Source organism: Sutcliffiella sp. NC1 (assembly GCF_027594365.1).
Classification (GTDB): domain Bacteria; phylum Bacillota; class Bacilli; order Bacillales; family Bacillaceae_I; genus Sutcliffiella; species Sutcliffiella cohnii.
The window spans coordinates 4,822,493-4,842,128 of sequence record NZ_CP115153.1 but is presented as its reverse complement, the minus strand read 5'-3'; the positions used below and the strand labels follow the sequence as shown (position 1 = coordinate 4,842,128).

15 protein-coding genes are annotated in these 19,636 nt (G+C 34.5%); 12 read left to right on the top strand and 3 right to left on the bottom strand.

From position 1 onward, the window contains the following. Positions 1 to 2: 2 nt before the first annotated feature. The 11 genes from O1A01_RS24850 (at position 3) to O1A01_RS24800 (ending at position 15,665) form a co-directional block, all read left to right on the top strand. Positions 3 to 947, top strand: coding sequence for a PDR/VanB family oxidoreductase (locus O1A01_RS24850; RefSeq protein WP_270065300.1), 945 nt, complete (start codon positions 3 to 5; stop codon positions 945 to 947). Between the two features lie 210 nt (positions 948 to 1,157). After that, on the top strand, positions 1,158 to 2,339 hold the full coding sequence (locus tag O1A01_RS24845) for a carboxylate--amine ligase (protein WP_270065299.1): 1,182 nt from the start codon (positions 1,158 to 1,160) through the stop codon (positions 2,337 to 2,339). Between the two features lie 14 nt (positions 2,340 to 2,353). Continuing rightward, positions 2,354 to 3,871: a Mur ligase family protein gene (locus O1A01_RS24840; protein WP_270065298.1), complete on the top strand. Its 1,518-nt coding sequence runs from the start codon at positions 2,354 to 2,356 to the stop codon at positions 3,869 to 3,871. A gap of 237 nt (positions 3,872 to 4,108) precedes the next feature. Then, entirely contained in the window at positions 4,109 to 5,959 is a 1,851-nt protein-coding gene (gene asnB, locus O1A01_RS24835) for an asparagine synthase (glutamine-hydrolyzing) (protein WP_066413451.1), read from the top strand. Between the two features lie 43 nt (positions 5,960 to 6,002). After that, positions 6,003 to 6,737 (top strand): C39 family peptidase, encoded by a 735-nt coding sequence (locus O1A01_RS24830; RefSeq protein WP_066413450.1) that lies wholly within the window; start codon positions 6,003 to 6,005, stop codon positions 6,735 to 6,737. Positions 6,738 to 6,811: 74 nt separating this feature from the next. Continuing rightward, positions 6,812 to 7,543 carry a cysteate racemase gene (locus tag O1A01_RS24825; RefSeq protein ID WP_270065297.1) on the top strand — a complete coding sequence of 244 codons (732 nt, stop codon included), beginning with the start codon at positions 6,812 to 6,814 and terminating at the stop codon, positions 7,541 to 7,543. Positions 7,544 to 7,740: 197 nt separating this feature from the next. After that, the gene (locus tag O1A01_RS24820; protein WP_066413446.1) at positions 7,741 to 8,829 is read left to right on the top strand and encodes a Fe(3+) ABC transporter substrate-binding protein; all 1,089 of its coding nucleotides are present in this window, start codon (positions 7,741 to 7,743) and stop codon (positions 8,827 to 8,829) included. Positions 8,830 to 9,190: 361 nt separating this feature from the next. Beyond that, a complete protein-coding gene (locus O1A01_RS24815) occupies positions 9,191 to 10,801 on the top strand; it encodes an ABC transporter permease (RefSeq protein WP_270066466.1) in 1,611 nt (536 codons plus the stop codon). A gap of 1 nt (position 10,802) precedes the next feature. Then, a complete protein-coding gene (locus O1A01_RS24810; RefSeq protein WP_066413444.1) occupies positions 10,803 to 11,510 on the top strand; it encodes an ABC transporter ATP-binding protein in 708 nt (235 codons plus the stop codon). A 163-nt stretch (positions 11,511 to 11,673) separates the two neighbouring features. After that, the gene (locus tag O1A01_RS24805; protein WP_270065296.1) at positions 11,674 to 12,762 is read left to right on the top strand and encodes a BsuPI-related putative proteinase inhibitor; all 1,089 of its coding nucleotides are present in this window, start codon (positions 11,674 to 11,676) and stop codon (positions 12,760 to 12,762) included. Positions 12,763 to 12,947: 185 nt separating this feature from the next. Next, complete coding sequence (locus O1A01_RS24800; protein WP_066415980.1) at positions 12,948 to 15,665, top strand: tetratricopeptide repeat protein; 2,718 nt, start codon at positions 12,948 to 12,950, stop codon at positions 15,663 to 15,665. Between the two features lie 390 nt (positions 15,666 to 16,055). Here the strand turns inward: O1A01_RS24800 and O1A01_RS24795 are convergent, their stop codons facing one another. From O1A01_RS24795 to O1A01_RS24785, 3 genes are all read right to left on the bottom strand, one after another. Continuing rightward, positions 16,056 to 16,814 carry a hypothetical protein gene (locus O1A01_RS24795; RefSeq protein WP_066415981.1) on the bottom strand — a complete coding sequence of 253 codons (759 nt, stop codon included), beginning with the start codon at positions 16,812 to 16,814 and terminating at the stop codon, positions 16,056 to 16,058. Continuing rightward, entirely contained in the window at positions 16,795 to 17,337 is a 543-nt protein-coding gene (locus O1A01_RS24790; protein ID WP_066415983.1) for an RNA polymerase sigma factor, read from the bottom strand. The genes O1A01_RS24795 and O1A01_RS24790 overlap by 20 nt, the downstream gene beginning before the upstream one ends. Positions 17,338 to 17,452: 115 nt before the next feature. Then, positions 17,453 to 18,403 carry a peptidoglycan-binding protein gene (locus O1A01_RS24785; protein WP_066415985.1) on the bottom strand — a complete coding sequence of 317 codons (951 nt, stop codon included), beginning with the start codon at positions 18,401 to 18,403 and terminating at the stop codon, positions 17,453 to 17,455. A 299-nt stretch (positions 18,404 to 18,702) separates the two neighbouring features. Here O1A01_RS24785 and O1A01_RS24780 point away from each other — a divergent pair, with 299 nt between their 5' ends. After that, a complete protein-coding gene (locus O1A01_RS24780; protein ID WP_066415988.1) occupies positions 18,703 to 19,608 on the top strand; it encodes an NAD(P)/FAD-dependent oxidoreductase in 906 nt (301 codons plus the stop codon). Positions 19,609 to 19,636 lie beyond the last annotated feature (28 nt).

The window sequence follows — 19,636 nt, the reverse complement described above, 5'->3', positions numbered from 1 at the left end:
TCGTGTACAGAGAAAAAACTATTCCTGTTATTGTTCAAAACAAAGAGAATATCACATCAAAAATTAAACGATTCACTCTAGTTGCAGCAAAAGGAACACTTCCTTATTTTAGTGCTGGCTCACATATTACAACGTATGTCGGGGAAGAAGGGAAACTTGCTCGTCCTTATAGTTTGAATAATCACCCTGATAACAATAATTGTTACGAAATCTCTGTTCGGTTAGATGAACAGTCAAAAGGTGGTTCCCGATATTGGCATGAGGAAATAAAGATTGGTAGCCAAATTGATATTAGTTATCCTAAAAATCATTTTCCACTAAGCTTTAAAGCGAAACATCACGTCTTTTATGCTGCAGGAATTGGAATCACTCCTTTTCTGTCGATGATGGCAGAGTTAAAGGAGTCTGGTCGCTCGTTTGAATTACATTACGCTGCGAAAACGAAAGAGCAATGTGCTTTTTATGGCGAGTTAAAGGAAATGTACCCAGGTTGTTGTCATTTCTATTTTTCTCAAGAAACGAAGAAGTTAACAGTAGATTCGTTGCTTCAACATAATATTGGAACACATGTATATTTTTGCGGTCCGGAATCGTTTATTACATCGTTCGTAAAAGCAGCACAACAATTCGGCTATCCGAACGGAAGTATTCACTTTGAACGCTTTTCAGCACCGGTTCAAATAAATAGAGCTCCGTTTACTGCACAAGTAGAAAACGGGAAGGAAATAACAGTTTCAAAGGATGAATCGTTATTAGAAGCACTTCTTTCTGCCGGTATTCATGCACCTTATTCTTGTAGAGTTGGTCGTTGTGGTACTTGCGAGTGGAAAGTAATTGAAGGTGAAGTCGATCATCAGGATCAATTTTTAAACAAGGATCAAAGAAAAACATCCATTATTACTTGTGTTTCGCGTGCAAGGTCGGGAAATATCTACATTACTCGATAAATTTTCCCGGGAAATGACAAAAGATATCAATCATATTACATTCATTTGACATTTATCGAAAAAAGATGGAAAGAATGATAAAAAACAAATAAAATTATATATTGGACTACTGAATAGAAAATACTGTTTTTATAATATAAATGTTGTTGAAAAAGCCTAGATCCTATGTAAATATTTTAATTAGCAGTGTAAGAAAGGCTGGATAAAAGAATGAATAATAAAGCAGTTATTTTAGGAACAAATTATTATATCGGATTAAGCACGATTCGTTGCTTAGGGGTGCAGGATATACATACGGTTGCAGTAGATTATTCCTATGAAAATACGTATGGTGCTCATTCAAAATATTGTTCGGAACGTGTTATCGCACCGCACTATAAAGAGAACAAACAACAGTTTATTGACTTTCTAATAGATTATGCTCGCAAACAAACAGCTCAGCCTGTTCTAATACCTTGTCATGATTCCTACGTAGAAGTAATCGATGAATATTTAGATGAATTAAAGCAGCATTATTTAATTCCACAAACGGAACAAGGATTATATACAGAAGTAATGAACAAAGAAACTCTACATGCATTAGCGACGAAGCATGGTGTTTTAGTTCCCGAAACGGTCCGATTACACGAGGAAAACTTTTATGAGAAAATTGATGAAATAATTGGGTACCCGTGTATCGTAAAACCTGTTGATTCTCCTTCATTTGTGGCGAAGTTTAGAAAAAAGATTTTTCAAGTGGAAAATCGCCAGGAATTAGATGAAGCACTCCGTAAATCGGAAGAAGCAGGATTAGAAGTAATTGTCCAACGAATTATTCCAGGATTTGATGATCATATGCATACTTTTGATGCCTACTTAAATCAAGACTCGAAAGTAACTCATTGGGTAACGTGTCAAAAGCATCGTCAATATCCTATAAATTTTGGCGCATCTGTCTACACAGAGCAAAAATATATCCCAGAATTATATGAAGTTGGTGCCAAGTTTCTTGAGGATATAGGTTTTAAAGGATTTGCAGAAATTGAATTTAAAAAAGATGCAGAAACAGGCAACTTTTACTTAATTGAAATAAACGCAAGAATTACAAACTTAAACCATTTGTTATATAAAGTTGGGATAAACTTCCCATATATTACTTATCGAGAATTAACGGGATCTCCGTTACAATCAAAAGCAGTGACAGAAAACACGAATACCGCTTTTTGGTATGTGTATGAAGATATTTTAGCGATTAAAGGATATATAAAAACAGGCCAGTTATCAACGAAGGACGTTTTACAGTCATTACTAAAAAAGAAAGCTTATGCTATTTGGGATTGGAAAGATCCAAAGCCTGCAATTTCCTTTTTACAAATGATTGCTGGAAAGAAGTTTCGTAGAAGCTCCAATTAAAGGTGGGATTAAATGTGGTAAATTTACAACAATTATTACAAGCGATTAGCGTGGTAGAAACATATAAAGAAGAAAACATATCGATAACAGGATTATCGTATCATTCGCAAAAGGTCGAAAGCGGTCATCTATTTGTATGTATCAAGGGATATAAAACGGACGGTCATAAATATTTAGCTGATGCTGTTAAAAATGGAGCTATCGCTGCGGTAGTAGAAGACTTCCAAGAAGGAATAGACATTCCTCAATATCGTGTGGAAAACAGTAGAATTGCGCTTGCTCAATTAGGGAATGCCTATTTTAACGAACCTTCCAAAAAATTAAAAATGATAGGGATTACTGCAACAAACGGTAAAACAACAACGTCTTATATGACAAATGCGATGCTCGAAACAGAAGGATACAAGACAGGCCTAATTGGTACTGTTACAGTCAAAATTGATGACTATTCTTTCCCGGCAGAACTAACAACGCCAGAATCTTTAGACTTACAAAATTACTTGCACCAAATGGTAGAGCGAGGGGTAACGCATGTAAGTATGGAAGTTTCATCAGCAGCAATGGAAACAAACCGAGTGGAAACGGTAGAGTATGATATTGTTACGCTAAATAACATTAGCCGTGAACATATCGATTCTCACGGGTCTTTTGAACAATATTGGAATGTGAAATCAAGCTTAATAACGAATGCTTCTGAAAACAGTGTTGCAGTCTTAAATTTAGATGATGAATATTCCGCTTCTTTAATTAATCGAACAAATGCTAGTGTCGTTACGTTCGGTGTTAGAAACGAAGAAGGGCATATTCGTTGTAAAAACTTAGACCTTTCTACTGGTAGAGGTAAATTCACTTACGAAATAGTGAAAGAATTCAAATCGAAATCCGCTCACTTAACATCTTGCTCATTTGAAGTGGAATTAGCGGTACCTGGATTGCACTCTGTATATAATTCTATGGTTGCCATTACTGTAGCTCTATTAAATAATGTATCGATTGCATCTATTCAAGAAACTCTTCAAACGTTTACTGGCGTAGAACGACGTTTTGAATTTATTTTTGAAGAGGATATTAAGATAGTAGATGACCATTTTGCTAACCCTGGAAATATTAATATTACGCTAAAGACACTTCAGTATATGGATTTCCAAAATCTCCATCTTGTCTATGCGATTCGTGGTGAAAGAGGCCCAACGGTTAATAGAGAAAATGCAGAAGCAATTGTAGAATGGGCATCTAAACTAAATATTAGTGAAATTATTGCAACGAAAAGTGTTTCACATGTAACATTAAAAGATCGTGTGACAGATGAAGAAGTAAAAGCATTTATGGACGTAATGGAGAGGGCAGGTATTGAAGTTAAACTTTACGACGAACTTCCAGACGCCATTACAGAAGCTATTACAAATGTTGTAGAAAATGACTTAATATTACTAGCAGGTGCACAAGGCATGGACCTTGGTGGAGAAATAGCATTAGAAATTATTCATAAACGTACTTCAAAAGCACCAAAAACAGTCGGTCATTTGCAATGAAGTAAAAGAGGCTGAGACAAAACTAATATGATCATGATAAAAAACGAACAGTAGCAGAATTTCCGGAGCGGGATATTTCCACACTACTATTTTTTGTTCGTTTTTTACTTTGATAAAAGTAGTTATGTCCCAACCTCTTTCCACTTTTCTATATTAAAATAAACAATTACAATAGATGAAGAAGAAACAGAGTAGTTCATAATACAGCATCCTGTATACGAAAGGTGACATATAAATATGTGTGGTTTTGTAGGTTTTGCAAGTAATGCAAATGCGGAAGAAAAGAAAAATTTAGTAGAAACAATGATGGATACAATTACACACCGCGGTCCTGATAGCGGTGGAGTATTTACAGACGATAAAGTGGCCTTAGGTTTTCGTCGCTTAAGTATTATTGACTTAACTGAAGAAGCAGACCAGCCAATGTACAATGAAGATAACAGCTGTGTGCTTATTTTTAATGGGGAAATTTACAATTTCCAAGAACTTCGTGAAGATTTAGTAGAAAAAGGACACCAATTTGTTAGTCATACAGATAGTGAAGTTTTAATTCATGGTTATGAGGAATATGGAGTAAATCTAGTAGAAAAGCTAAGAGGTATGTTCGCTTTTGCTATTTACGATAAAAAAGAAGAATCATTATTTATCGCAAGAGATCATTTCGGTATAAAACCTTTATACTATACACAAAATACTACAGATAATTCCTTTATTTTTGGGTCTGAAATAAAATCGTTTTTAAAACACCCTGGATTTATTAAAGAATTAAACAAAGATGCGCTAAAACCTTATTTAACGTTCCAATACTCTGTGTTGGATGAAACGTTCTTTAAAGGTGTATTCAAGTTAAAACCAGGGCATTATATGTTATATAAAAAAGGGTCTATTCAAATTAATCGTTATTGGGACCCAATGTTTGATGAAAGTGAAAATAGCTTTGAACATTACGTAAATGAAATTAAAAAAACAGTCGAAGAGTCTGTTAAATATCATAAAATAAGTGATGTAAAAGTTGGTTCATTCCTTTCTGGTGGTATCGACTCTAGTTATATTACGTCACTTTTAAAACCGAACAAAACATTTTCTGTCGGTTTCGAAGATCACGAAGGTATATTCAATGAAACAAATTTAGCGAAAGAGCTATCAGATATTTTAAACATAGAAAATCATAAGCGCATTATTGATGCCGATGATTGTTTTGATATGCTACCAACAATTCAATATCATATGGACGAGCCTCAATCAAATCCGTCTTCTGTTCCGTTATACTTTTTAGCACAGCTTGCTAGTGAGCATGTAACAGTAGTTTTATCAGGAGAAGGAGCAGATGAACTATTCGGCGGCTACATTTGGTATCAAACGTCACCAAATCAAGAAAAATATCAAAAGTCAGTACCGTATGCAATTCGTCGTCCGCTATCGTTATTAGCACGAAAACTACCACATAACAGAATTACAGAGTTTTTAGATAAAGGTGGTCAAAAGGTAGAAGAACGCTTCATTGGACAAGCGAAAGTTTTTGCAGAAGATGATGCGTTAAAAGTATTAAAGAATGATTACAAAAATGGGCCATCTGTACAAAGCATTACAGAAAAGGTTTATGAGAAAGTTAAAAATAAAGACGACGTAACGAAAATGCAGTATTTAGATATGAATTTATGGTTACCAGGAGACATTTTACTAAAAGCTGATAAAATGAGTTCTGCTCATTCTATTGAGTTACGTGTTCCATTTTTAGATAAAGTTGTAATGTCACTTGCTGCACAAGTTCCAGCACAGTATAAAATAAATAGTAAACAAACAAAAATAGCATTACGTCAAGCAGCAGAAGAAGTCATTCCTTCAGAATGGGCAAACCGTACAAAAGTCGGCTTCCCAGTTCCTATTCGCTTCTGGCTACGTGAAGAGAAATATTATAACAAAGTAAAAGAAATGTTCGAATCAGACATGGCTGCGGAATTTTTTGAAACGAGAGAACTAGTACAGTTTTTAGATGATCATTATAACGGGAAAGAAAACTATGCTCGTTATATATGGACAGTTTACGTATTTTTAGTATGGTATAAAAAGTTTTTTAAAGACTGTTAATTTGTCAAACTTATGGTGAAAGAGCAGGAGGGTACCAGTAATTATGAAAAAACCAGTTTTTTTAAGCTTACTATTAATTATTGTTAATGTTGCGCTTTTAATGGTGAATAATGCATTTGCTGCCACTCCTGTTGTTTCCGTACCTCTTGATGAAGAAGAAAAGGCAGAGCTGAAAAATGGTGTATCTATTCCGGTAGAAACGATTTTGCAAAATCCGGAACTGCCGAATGGTTGCGAAATTACGTCTTTAACAGCCGTTTTACAATTTTGTGGATACTCTATAAGTAAAACAGAAATGGCAGACGACTACTTAACAAAAGTGCCATTTTTCTGGAAGGATGGAAAGCTAATCGGAGGAAATCCGTATGAGGCTTATGCTGGTGATCCGAGACGTAAGGACGGTTTTTTCAGTTATGCTCCTCCAATTGTAGATGCAGCCCGAACGTATATAGCCGATGTTGGCGGTAAAGAAACTGTAAAAGATTTAAGCGGAAGTACACCAGGCGAAATCATGGAATATTTACAACAAGGTAATCCCGTCGTGATATGGGTAACTTTAGATTTGAGTCCACCGAAAGTTACGTACTCATGGCATTTTGAATCAACGGAAGAAAAGTTTCAAGCGCCTGTGAATTTGCATGCCGTTGTATTAAATGGCTACGAAAATGGAATGGTGCACGTAATGGATCCACTAAAAGGACAAGTAACCCACGATGCCATTGATTTCTTTAACAGTTATATAGAACTAGGTAGTCATGCCTTAGTGGTGATACGATAGAACGATTTATAGAAGAACTCGTAATGTACGGGAATTTTTGTACTTTCTTAAAAGCTAAAAAAAGTTGGTGAAGTATGAAAGGGAAACGTTTAGGCATTATTGGCGGAATGGGGCCGAAAGCAACAAGTGTATTTTTCGATAAACTAATAGAAAATACAGTTGCCAATAGTGATCAAGAGCACATAGATATTGTTATTATGAATCATGCTACTTTACCAGATCGAACAACGGTTATTTTGGAAGAGCGAGGCGAAGACTTTTTACGAGAGATAAAAAGAGATTTTGAAATGCTCGAAAAGGCCGAAGTATCCAACATTGCAATTCCGTGCAACACTTCGCACTACTTTTACGAAGAAATGCAGGCAATGACAACCATTCCTATCATCCATATGGTACAAGAAACAGTAAAAGAAATTTATGAAAAATTTGGTGAAGGAAGTAAAATTGGATTACTAGCTACAAACGGCACTGTAAATAGCGGCATTTACGAAAAAGAGTGTCAAAAATATAATCTCAATTTGTATACGCCGAATAAACCGTTACAAGATGAAGTAATGAACATTATATATAATATAAAAGCAGACATCGGTTCCGACCAAGATCGCTTTGAAGCAATTGTTCATCAGTTAATAAAAGAGGAAAATTGTCGCTGTGTTATTTTAGCATGTACGGAACTATCAATTATTCCATTAAGGAAGGAAACGTCCTGTCATACAGTAGATGCGATGGCGGTCCTTATAGAAAAAGCGATTGAGCGTTCTGGGAAAGAAGTAAAAAGAAAAGAACTATCTAATATATTTGTCTAAGCTGTCCTATACTAAAAAGGACGGCTTTTTTATATGATCTCAACACGAAAAAGCTAAGAGTGAATTATTATATAATATATAATTTTTTGTAATTATTTTAAGAAAGTGTTGACTAATTTGTTATTCTTAATATAATAATAGTTAGTGAGAATGAATTTCATTATTAATAAAATACATAGAAAAGAGGCGTACATCTTATGTCAAAAAGAATAATTTCATTAAGTTTAGTGTTTTTGTTAACGGTTGCAACATTACTTGGTTGCGCAACGAACAATAATGGTGGAACAAACCAAGCAGGAAGTAACGAGGAGCAACCTAATGAAGAACAAAGTAGTGGAGTGGTAAATTTATATACAAGCAGACACTACGAGACAGACCAAGAGCTGTATAAAGTGTTTGAAGAACAAACAGGTATTAAAGTAAATGTAGTAGAAGGTAAAGGCGACGAATTAATGGAGCGCCTAAACATTGAAGGAGAAGCGACAGAAGCAGACGTTTTTATTACTGCAGACGCTGGTAACTTACATGCTGCAAAAGAAAGCGGATTACTTCAAGCAATCGAAAGTGATGTTATCTCTAACAATATTCCTGATAAACTAAGAGACGATGAGAATCATTGGTTTGGTATTACGAAAAGAGCACGTGTGATCGTTTATGCGAAAGACCGTGTTGATCCAGCGGAACTATCAACTTACGAAGCATTAACAGAATCAGATTGGAATAAACGTCTAGTTGTTCGCTCTTCGGATAACATGTATAACATTTCTTTACTAGCATCTTTTATTGACATTATGGGTGAAGAGGCAGCAACGGAATGGGCACAAGGAATTGTAAACAACATGGCTAGAGATCCACAAGGTGGAGATCGCGACCAAGCAAAAGCAGTCGTTGCAGGTGAAGCAGATGTAGCGATTATGAATACGTACTATATCGGTGGAATGCTAAACTCAGAAGATGCAGAAGAAGTAAAAGTAGCAGAAAATGTAGGGATCTTCTTCCCGAACCAAGATACAACTGGAACACATATTAACGTAAGTGCTGCTGGTGTAACAAAGCATGCTAAAAACAAGGATAACGCTATTAAATTTATTGAGTTTTTATCAAGTGAAGAAGCACAAGAAAAATTCGCTTCGGCTAACTTTGAATACCCAGCTAACCCTAATGTAGAACCAGCAGAACTATTAAAATCTTGGGGCGATTTCAAAGAACAAGACATCGACCTATCAGTACTAGGCCAAAACCAACAACAAGCCATCCGAATCTTCAACCAAGTCGGTTGGAAATAAGAAAAGCGAAAGGGGCTCGCTTAGCGGCGACAAGCATAAGACAGGCGCTGCCGGTGGGCGGGGTTTGCCCACCGGAAGTGACTGGCTTATGACCTCGAGCCGCTAGCCCCTGTAGCTGGACAAAGAAAAGCACAGGCGCTACGCTCAGGCCCGTATAAACTAACACTCCCCCAAATTAAAAACCGTCACTATGCAAAAATTGTGACGGTTTTGTTTTTTCCAACCAATACATATTCCATTTGAGAATGATTTTCGTTATAATTAAAGCGGATTAAGTGAAAGCACATACAAAACAAAAGAAATTGTTCATTAATTAAAGGAAGTGTCATCATTGCGTATTATCCAGCAAGCTAAACAGCATATGAACATATGGACAATTTTAAGCCTTTTCTTTATTTCTATCATTCTCATACCGAATCTATTAATAGGCATACAGTTTTTCACAGAACCTAATGAAAACTGGGAACATATTAAACATTACTTACTACAAGATTATATATATAATACAACGGTTATCCTTCTATTTACTGCAATAGCAACTACGATTATCGGTACAACGCTAGCTTGGTTCGTGACGATATATGACTTTCCATTAAAAAGATTTTTTAAATGGGGATTAATTTTACCGTTAGCGATTCCACCTTATATTGGTGCTTACGCATACCACGGCATATTAAATTACACAGGTGTTATTCAAACAACGTTACGTAACTCCTTTGATATTCAAGTAAACCAAGCATATTTCAATATCATATCCATTCAAGGGGCAGTCTTCATATTTACACTATTTTTATATCCTTACGTGTATACCATTACGAAAACATTTTTCCAAAATCAGTCTGCTTCCTTAATTGAAAATGCAACGCTATTAGGAAGTGGTTCTACTAGCACGTTCTTTCGAGTTGCCTTACCTCTATCACAAGCTGCCATTATAGGAAGTGTGACACTAGTAATACTAGAGGTGTTAAATGATTATGGAGTAGTTAGTTATTTTGGAATACAAACGTTTAGTACGGCAATATTCCGTACTTGGTATGGTATGAAAGATTTAGATTCTGCTTTAAAACTAGCAGGTTTACTAATGTTCATCGTTATTATCGTTTTAATGCTAGAGAAAGTATTACGCGGAAGGAAAAAGTATAGTTATGCCTCTACGAAAGTTCGACCTGTTCAACCTAAAAGATTAAAAGGCTGGAAGGCATGGGCGATTACGGGGTACTGTTCTTTTATATTTGGTATCGCGTTTATTATCCCATTAGCGCAATTAATACAATGGGGTCTTATGACATATGAAACCATTTGGAGTCCGCAGTTTTTAACATTAGCGAAAAACTCCATATTTGTAGCAGCGGTTGCTTCCCTAATTATCGTGGTTATCGCATTAATTATCGCAAATTATACGAGATTGCATGATAGCATATTTGTAAAAATAATTTCTCGCGTTACTACATTAGGTTATTCTATTCCTGGAGCAGCCATTGCCATTGCCATTATTACGATATTTATAACGCTCGATCGTGTATTACTAAACATATATAGTACGCTTCAAATTGATTCTCAATTTATTTTACGAACAAGTTTAGTAATGTTAGTTTCAGCCTATATTATTCGCTTTTTAGCAATCGGTTTTAACTCTATTGAGACTGGTTATGAAAAGATAGGGAATAGTTTTACGGAAGCATCTCGTTTATTAGGGTCATCGACCATTCGGACGTTTTTTAAAGTAGATTTACCCCTAATGAAAAGTGCGATCTTTAGTGGTTTTATTCTAGTTTTCGTGGATATATTAAAAGAGTTACCGCTTACGCTTTTTCTACAACCTTTTAACTTTGCTACATTAGCAACACAAGCATATAAATATGCGAATGATGAAAGAGTACAAGAAGCTTCGATTGCTTCATTGTTTATTATATTAATTAGTGGAATATCAATCTTTATCTTTCACCGTTTATTGGAAAAGGAGGCTAAATAATATGTATGTCAAAATAGAAGATTTACTGTTTCAATATCGTAATGCTAAAACGCCAACTATTCAAAACTTTTCTTTAAATATAGAAAAAGGCGAAGTCGTTTCCATCTTAGGAGATAGTGGTAGCGGAAAAAGTACCATTTTACGATTAATTGCAGGCTTGGAAATACCTCAAAAAGGCAGTATTTCGATAAACGGACAAAAAATGATCGATGACAAACATTTCACGCCTCCAGAAAAACGTGGAATTGGAATGGTTTTTCAGGACTATTGCTTATTTCCACATATGACAGTAGCCAATAATATTAAATTTGGTTTAAAAAAATTAAATAGAAAACAAAAGCAAGAAAGATTAGAAGAAATGTTAACACTCGTTAACTTACAAGATTTTAAAGATCGCTATCCTTATGAGCTTAGCGGAGGGCAACAGCAGCGTGTTGCGCTAGCTCGTGCTTTAGCTCCAGCTCCGTCCTTATTAATCTTTGATGAGCCATTTAGTAATTTAGATAGGAGTCTTCAAGAGAAAATTAGGGAAGAGCTTCGTGTTATTATTAAACAGACTGGAATTACTTCTATTTTAGTAACGCATGATGAAGCAGATGCGAAAGCTTTAGCCGATCGAATCGTATACGTGAAGGAAGGGAAAATTTCAAGAACTGTTACAAGTTTTACCCTTCACACAAATAATAAAAAAGTATTAACTTTTAGTTAAAACACCGCTACTTAATGCGGTGTTTTTTTTATGAAAATGGCTACCGTCGGCTTATTTTATAACGAAAAATTTTTTAAAAAAGAAGAAACTTTTCAACTAAGACCGCGTCAAACATAATGTAGCTTTTCTAATTTTAAAAAATAGGGGCGGATTTTAAATATTCATGCGTACATGGGTAAAGGGGTTAATCGTTTTTGTAGTTATTTCAAGTATTTTAATTGGTTGTGGAAAAGTAGAAAATTCAACAGGAGAACAGCCTAAAGAGGAACCAAAACCATCTTACAGTGGGGAAATAGTGAAAGAGGCTGCGATTGAAAATGGAGAAAATGGGTCAATAGTAGTTCTCTACACATTAAAAAATGACAGTGGAGTAGAAGTGCAATACGAAATATCAAGTGGTTTAACTGTTGATTATATTGTTTTCGATGAACATGGAGAAATGATTTCTCAATTATCTAGAGAAGTTATGTCAACAATGGCAATTCAAACATTAACATTAAAACAAGGTGAAGTGTTCGAGGAGGCATTTTCAATCGGCGGCTTACCAGATGGAAAGTATACGATTCAACTGTTTTTAACTTCTGCACAACAAGAGGAATTAGTGGAAAAGGAATTTTCCATTTCTAATTCTATGTATCAACGAATGACAGGAAAGTTAATAGAAATGAATGGGGATGTAGTAACGGTCGAAATTGGGGAAGAACCGGTTCCCTTTCAACTAACAGATTTAGCGAAAGATCAATTAATGACGATGGAAGAAGATGGCTTCATTGAGTTTATCTATGTTGAAACTGAGTATGAGGAAAAAACAATCGAAAGAATTATTTTTATTGAGTACCGAACGCACGTACATTTAGATAAATCAGTTTTGGAAGTAGAACAAGAGTTAGGAAAAGTAGTAGAACAAATAAAAGCTAATCCAAACGTATTGGAAGGATTAAAACCTTTTGAAATATTTACCTTATATATGTACGTATTAGCAGGAGAAGATTTCGAAACTCTATATCACTTTTATTTGCCGGATTCGATGGACATTCCTGTTGAAGAGTATGTAAAACAAAATCGTGATGGTAATGTCGAAGCACATCGTTCGTTTATGAGGCAATTTAATGAAGTTAGAGATTTTACTGTTATAACGAAAGATCAACAAGGAAGAGTTGAATTTTCATTGGAAGGTGAACAAACTGACTTAGCTTTTCAATTACGAATGCAAGAAAATACATGGTATGTCATGCCGACGCCACTACAATAAAGTTTTAAAATTTGTCAAAAAGAGGACGTCGATGTACGTCTTCTTTTTCTTGTTATATCATATATTAATTCGGGAATAGTTTTTTTATATAAGGATGGTCTAAAAATGTAGAATATGCTCGAATATTATGTGACAGGTCTATGTTTGCTCTTTCCTAATAAGGTAAAAGGGGTGTGTAATTAAAAATGGATGAAAGAAAAGAATTTGAACAATCATTATTAGAAAAAACATACTATCAATCATATTTAAATAATACAGAACGTTCTCCGGTAGAACAGTTAGGTGCGATATATGTAGCGGAACAACAAAAGGAAGGGTCAGATCTCTCTCCTGTTCGCTATGCGCAAGGAGAGATTTATTATCATTATAAAGATTATGAAGCGGCGATTTTTAAATGGGAGCATGTTACAAATGACCTTAAGCCGTGGGCATTGAAAAACATGGCCGACGCTTATTTTGATATTGGGTTACTAGTCGAAGCGGAGGATATTTACACTCGCATTGAACCGAATAGTAAAACGTTAAATGTAGAAGTAGCGTTACAATTATTTTCGTTACATATGGAACGAGGAAATGTAGAAGCAGCATATCGAAGTATACGAAAAGCAATTGCAATCGACCCTGACTATTCGGATGTAACGGCAATCGCCATTGAATTTTATGAAAACCAAAATGATTGGAAGCAAGCAGTTGATTTATGTATTGAGGAGCTCGTTCGTACGCGAAATATTTCGTGGCTATCGACACTTTTAGGCTACATCGAGAATGGTTATGTAAAACAAATCGAGCCTGCATATTTTCAAAGTATTTTAAATACAACATTACAATGGAATGAGCGGGCATTTGTAGAATTAGTATACTCCTTATGGAAATGTTACATGGAAGAACCGTCCTTCTTAGACTGGTTGCATACAATCAACGTTGTAATGGATAAGTTAGATGTAAAAGGAATAAAAGAATGGAACGATGTAGATCGTTTATTTAAACAATCATATTTACAATTAGTAAATGGCATATACCCAGTAAGTGATTTGCAAAGAATTATCCCACATTTACTAGAAAACTGGTTGAAGATTACAGATGAAACAAAAGGGCTATTTCCAGCCACAGCAATTCTTTCGTGGAATGAAGTGTTTCCATATACAATTAATCAAAATGCGATGTACCTTGCCGAAGAGCGCATTTTCCATGTGGAACACGAGCATATACCTGTAGATGAAGCGCTAGATGTTTTCCACGTTTTAAATGAATGGGTGATTGAAAATAGGTTAAAAGTAGATCTACGAAAGAGTTGGCTATTTACGAAGCTTCAGCAGCTAGAAAATAAACATTTATTTGTTATGAGTTCTACAGATGCAATCAAAAAATCGTTTATCCAATCAATCGTAAGGGACGATATTATTCCATCTACTACTCATCCACTGTACATTTACAGTGAAGAAGAGGCGATGGAGTGGAATGAGATTAGTAGGAGTAAACAAAAGCCGATTCAATCTATTGAGGAAGCTTCTGAACAGTCTCTTATTGAAATGAAGTGGCCATCTTCCTTTTTACAGTCATACAACTATGCGTTATTAGCTTCAAACATGGAAGACTCAACCGTTGTATCGTTATCGGATGGTGTTATTTACATTTTAAATCCAGATACGCCATTTTCTGATATTGAATTAGCGGGCATTATTCAGCTTAGGGAACAAGTACCAGATGTACCTGTTCATTTTATTCTCCGCAGCCCTTTAGCTGACAAAGATTTAATAAAGAGGCAGGCAGACGAACTGGAAAATAGTATTCAAGACTTTTTCCCAGACTCTAACTTGTTTTATTATTCAACTAATGGGGAAGATCGTTCGGAGGAGCTACACCAATTTTTATTCAAAAACTTCTTTGCAAAGGAAAAGCAGTTTGAAGGAAGAAGAGCTACAAACCTACTCCGTCTCATTAGAGAGATGTTCACGGACGGTCTAAACTATCGAGTTACTTTAGAAGATGGATTACAATCATCACTAGAATTCCATGAAATGATGTGTGATAAGTTAAAAGCATTACAGCAAAATGTAGAGGATTGGAAATCTGATAAAGTAGTTCATTTTGCTAATACGTACCAAACGGTAAAGCAGCAATTAAAGGCAGATTTAAGGAGAAAAGTACCTTCCCTTTTACAATCAACAGCAGACCTCATTAAAGAGGATAGCGACTTTGGTACACTACATGTACAATTAAATAAACATATGAATGAGCATATTCAAGCGTATTTTAATGAACAGTTTATTTTTGAGTTACGCGAGTCCATTTTAACGTGGTTAGATGAAACAGAATCAGATTTAAAGGATAGCCAGCAATATTTACAAGAAATGGCGGAAAGTCTTAACGGCTTTTATGAAGAGGAGAAGCTTTCCTTCCCATCTAATTTTCATATAGTAGAAGATTGGCGCAGAGATATAAAACGATTATTAAATCGAACAGAAATCGAGGAGTATAATATTTTTTACCGCACAAATCCTGCACAGTTATTATTAAAGAGTGCTGGGAAGTTTTTAAAAGTATTACCTCAAAATCAAAGTTTTCTATATAAACAGTACAAAAAGTATGTAGAACAAGAGAAATATGAAGAAGTTACCGAGCAAATCGTTTCGAGTATCTTTTTAGAATTTGATTTGTTTGAAAAGGCATTAAAAGCAGACACGGCAAGCTTTTTCGAAGAATCAGTTGAAATATTAAAAGAGAATGTCCGTGAGACAGAAACGGAAATTACGTTTATTAAGGAAGAATGGAATGAGCTGAAAGCCAATCCAGAAAAATACGAAGATCCTGTTAAGCTTTTAGAAGCTCGCCTCCTACAATATGAATTCATGGTAAAGGCAACAGTAGACGTAGAACCATCTATCCAGTCTGCACCAAAATAAAAAAAGAGTCCCAGAAGTAGCAATTGACTTTTGGGACTTTTTTTATTTTTCTATGCTTACTAAAAACATTGTCCAAAGTGAGAATTCCTAAGAGACGATAAGTGGCAAATAATTACATCTTCGGTACTTGTTAGTCTACTTCTAGAACCTTGATTTCCACCGAGGAAGGAATCCGTTTCTTCCAAAGGCTAGCGAGCATCTAACAAATAAAGCCCAATGAGAGGAAGACACATGTATCGTGTGTGAATTCCACCCGTAGGACTTCTATCTACGATAATCGGGCTCATATGTGAAAATATAAAACATTATATCAATTAAACTACATCTTTTCATAAAGATCAATGTCATAAACACACTATTTAACAACAGATTATTTCTTTCACTTGTATATTATTTTAAGTTTAATAGATCAGAAATTCCCACCAATTCCTCGGAGGTAAAGTTCCCAATAATAGTATATAGATTATATCCAGCTATAATTTTGATCATTGAATTGTCGCTAGTATTATTAATTACTTCAATAATAGTTCTATCTTCATATCGATAGGTTTTAAGGTTATGCGCCCCATTTACATCACTCATTTCTTTTAAAATGTCCTCCTCGTTAATAGGAGGATACTCTGGATCTATGGTACTTTGGGAAATTACAAAGGGACCATTATCTGTTCTAAATTCTACGCTTACATCAAATCCATTATAATGATTGGAAACATTTATGTATGGTTCATCATCCTTAATAAACTCTAGAGTTTCTGACAAATTAAGAGGGATATTAATTTTATCATAAAAGGTTTTAACTAATAAATTCTTTGTTTTAAGTTGATTACTATATTCCTCACTTTTACTACCCTCAGTATCTCCTAATGACGTTGTTTCACTTGTACTTTCATTCTCTTTACCAAATTGATTTTTATCAAAAAGAAATGTACTGGAAGATATTAATATAAAAATAACTAGAAATCCAAGAGTGGCTCCAAGGTAGGGAGATGCAGCTTTTTTTCTATTAGATTTCTTGATTTGGTTCTCTATCAATATTATTGTCTTTCTTTTAGTGAAATTTTTCCTACTCTCTTTCCAAGTAATATTATTTTTTATCTTATTAAGTTGAGTGTTAAGGATATTATTTTCCTCATGAAAATTTTTGTTCATAAACATACCCTCCCTTATTTAATTCTTGCTCTAGTTTTTTTATAGATCTAAATAAAGTAGATTTAACTTTACTTTCGGTCCAACCTAGTATTTCTGAGGTTTCCTTTGTTGAAAATCCTTTTATTTTTCTTAAAATTATAACCTCTCTATATGCTGGTTTAAGATTTTTTATTGAAGTATATAAATAAGAGACATCTTCCTTTAGCTCAATTATCTCTTCAGCAGTATTTATAACATCCGACTCTAAATTTTTGGATAATAATGCAGCTATAATTTTATATTTTTTATTTTTTCTGAGGTAATCTATTGTTGTGTTTCTAGCAATCATAAAAAGCCATGTTTTAACTGATGAATTATATTGAAACTGCTCAAAATAAATAAAAGATTTTACAAATGTTTCTTGGGTGAGATCTTCTGCCTTATGATAATCATTTAGCATTAAACCAATATATTTGAAAATATCATCACTATGCTGAGAATACCATTCTTCAACTTTATCTTTTTTTTCTTTATCACTTAACATATTATCCTCCTTTTTACTAACTATATATATAGACGAACAACCTAGTTTTCCGTTGCAGTTTATAATTTATTTAATAAAAAAAAGAGAAACTATTAAGCTTCTCTTTTTATAACAATTATTTAAGTTCTATATATCTAGAAATTTCTATTAATTCTGCTTCCTTAATTCCTGCTACTGTATAAACATTATCATTTGTTACAATATGCAATGTATCATTTTCGTGTTCTGTTTGTTCAACAATTGCCTCATGCCCAGCAATGTTCAATTTCTTAACTTTTTTGTTTTTATACCATACATTTTCAATTTCATCCATTAAACTGTTAACTTTTCCATATTCATTAATACTCTGTGATACCATGGTTGATTCTCCCTCTATAGTATCATACCAGCTTACAATCGCAAATCCACCCTCTCTTTCCTCTATATCAATTAGAGGATTCCCTAAAATATAATCGATATCTTCATCTATATTTAGTGGAATATTCACATCATCTTTTACCTCTTCTAGTTCCATTTTTGAAACTTTCTCGTCCTCTTTTAGAGCGCTAAGAGTTGATACTCTTGATGAGTCATCTGTCCACAACCTCCCTGAATAATGTACATTTCCAGGATTATTATATTGTTCTAAATAGTAACTATACTGAGTTCCTGTGCCAGTAGAAGACCATTTAAATGATACCTGGTAATGAGCGCTACCACCACGATATCTCCTTGTTCTAGTATCTACATTATATGTCCTTTCTTCAAACTTTCCCCAAGTAGCTGGCCCGACATTTCCATCAACACTAAGTCCATTTCTACGTTGAAACTCTTTTATAGCGCTGTTTGTTTTTGGTCCATATGATTGATCTACTGATCCTACCATATCTCTCAGATTAGAAGCCCACAACATTGATTGTACAGCACCAACAAAACCACCGCTTGTAGAATAATTGTACCCAACAGTTTGCCATGTTGATAAATTTCTGAAATCATAGTGATTATGGGCATTAACCATCTTTCCTCCTGCACTAGAAAATACTACAAGGATAATTAATAAATAAATACATAATTTTTTTCTATTCAACCTAATAACCCCCTTTTTTTACCAATCCGTAATATACCATTTATATAAAATTGTAAACATACTTTATAATAGTATGTATATTTCGAAAATATATTTTATTTAGAAGGCACCACAAAAATTAGCTAGACTCTAATATGTGGTCCATTTCACTTTTTCTATAAACAGGGTTGTTAAGTAAGCATTCGGATTATGCAGCCCATATCAAAGGGGAATTTTTTATTGCTAGTAGAAATTCACTCCATGTTTTTCATAAAAACTCCAATAAATCAAACAATAAAATATGGAAGGAGTGGTCATGAATGTTTGATTGCATTATTATCGGTGGAGGGATTGCGGGATTACAAGGAGCAATACAACTGGGACGCTATGACCATCAAGTGCTTGTCATAGATGATTATAACGGACGGTCCTCCATTTGCCACAGTTATCATAATATTTTAGGGTGGCCAAACGGAATTAGCGGTATAGAACTACGAAAGATTGGCACTGAACAGGCGAAAAGATTAGGCGTCCAGTTTCTTAACGATAAAGTAGTAGAAATGAAAAAAGTTAACCGTAAATTCGCTGTTAGTTTATTAGATGGGACGAAATATGAAGGAAAAACGATTCTTTTAGCCACTGGATTAAAGGATAACATCCCTCCGTTTGCCTCTATTTATCCATGTTTAGGACACACTGTGTACGTTTGTCCTGATTGTGATGGGTACGAAATTAAAGGAAAAAAAACAATCGTCCTCGGTGCGGGAGATGTAGGAGCTAATATGGCTTTAACATTAACGTATTGGTCAAACGATATTTTATATGTGAATGATAGTGAGAAGGAGATAGATAAAAACCTTCAAAGCCAACTTGATGAAAAAAATATTGTTACCGTAAACGAACGAATTGCTGAAGTTTTAGCAAAGGAAGAAAAGTTTCAAGGAGTTCAATTAACAAATGGTGAAGAAATAAAGGGAGAACGAGGCTTTATTGCTTACGGTGGAAATAAAGTAAAGTCAGACTTAGCGAAACAGCTAGAAGTGGAAATGTTAGAAAATAAACATATTATTACAGATCCAAGGACGAAAATGACAAATATTAAAAATGTTTGGGCAGCAGGAGACGTTGTGGCACATTCAGAGCAAGTAACGATCGCAATGGGGGAAGGTTCACAGGCGGCAATATGGATACATAAAACATTAATGGAAAAAGGAACAGATACATAAAAAGTCCCAAAGATCTTTAACGTTTGGT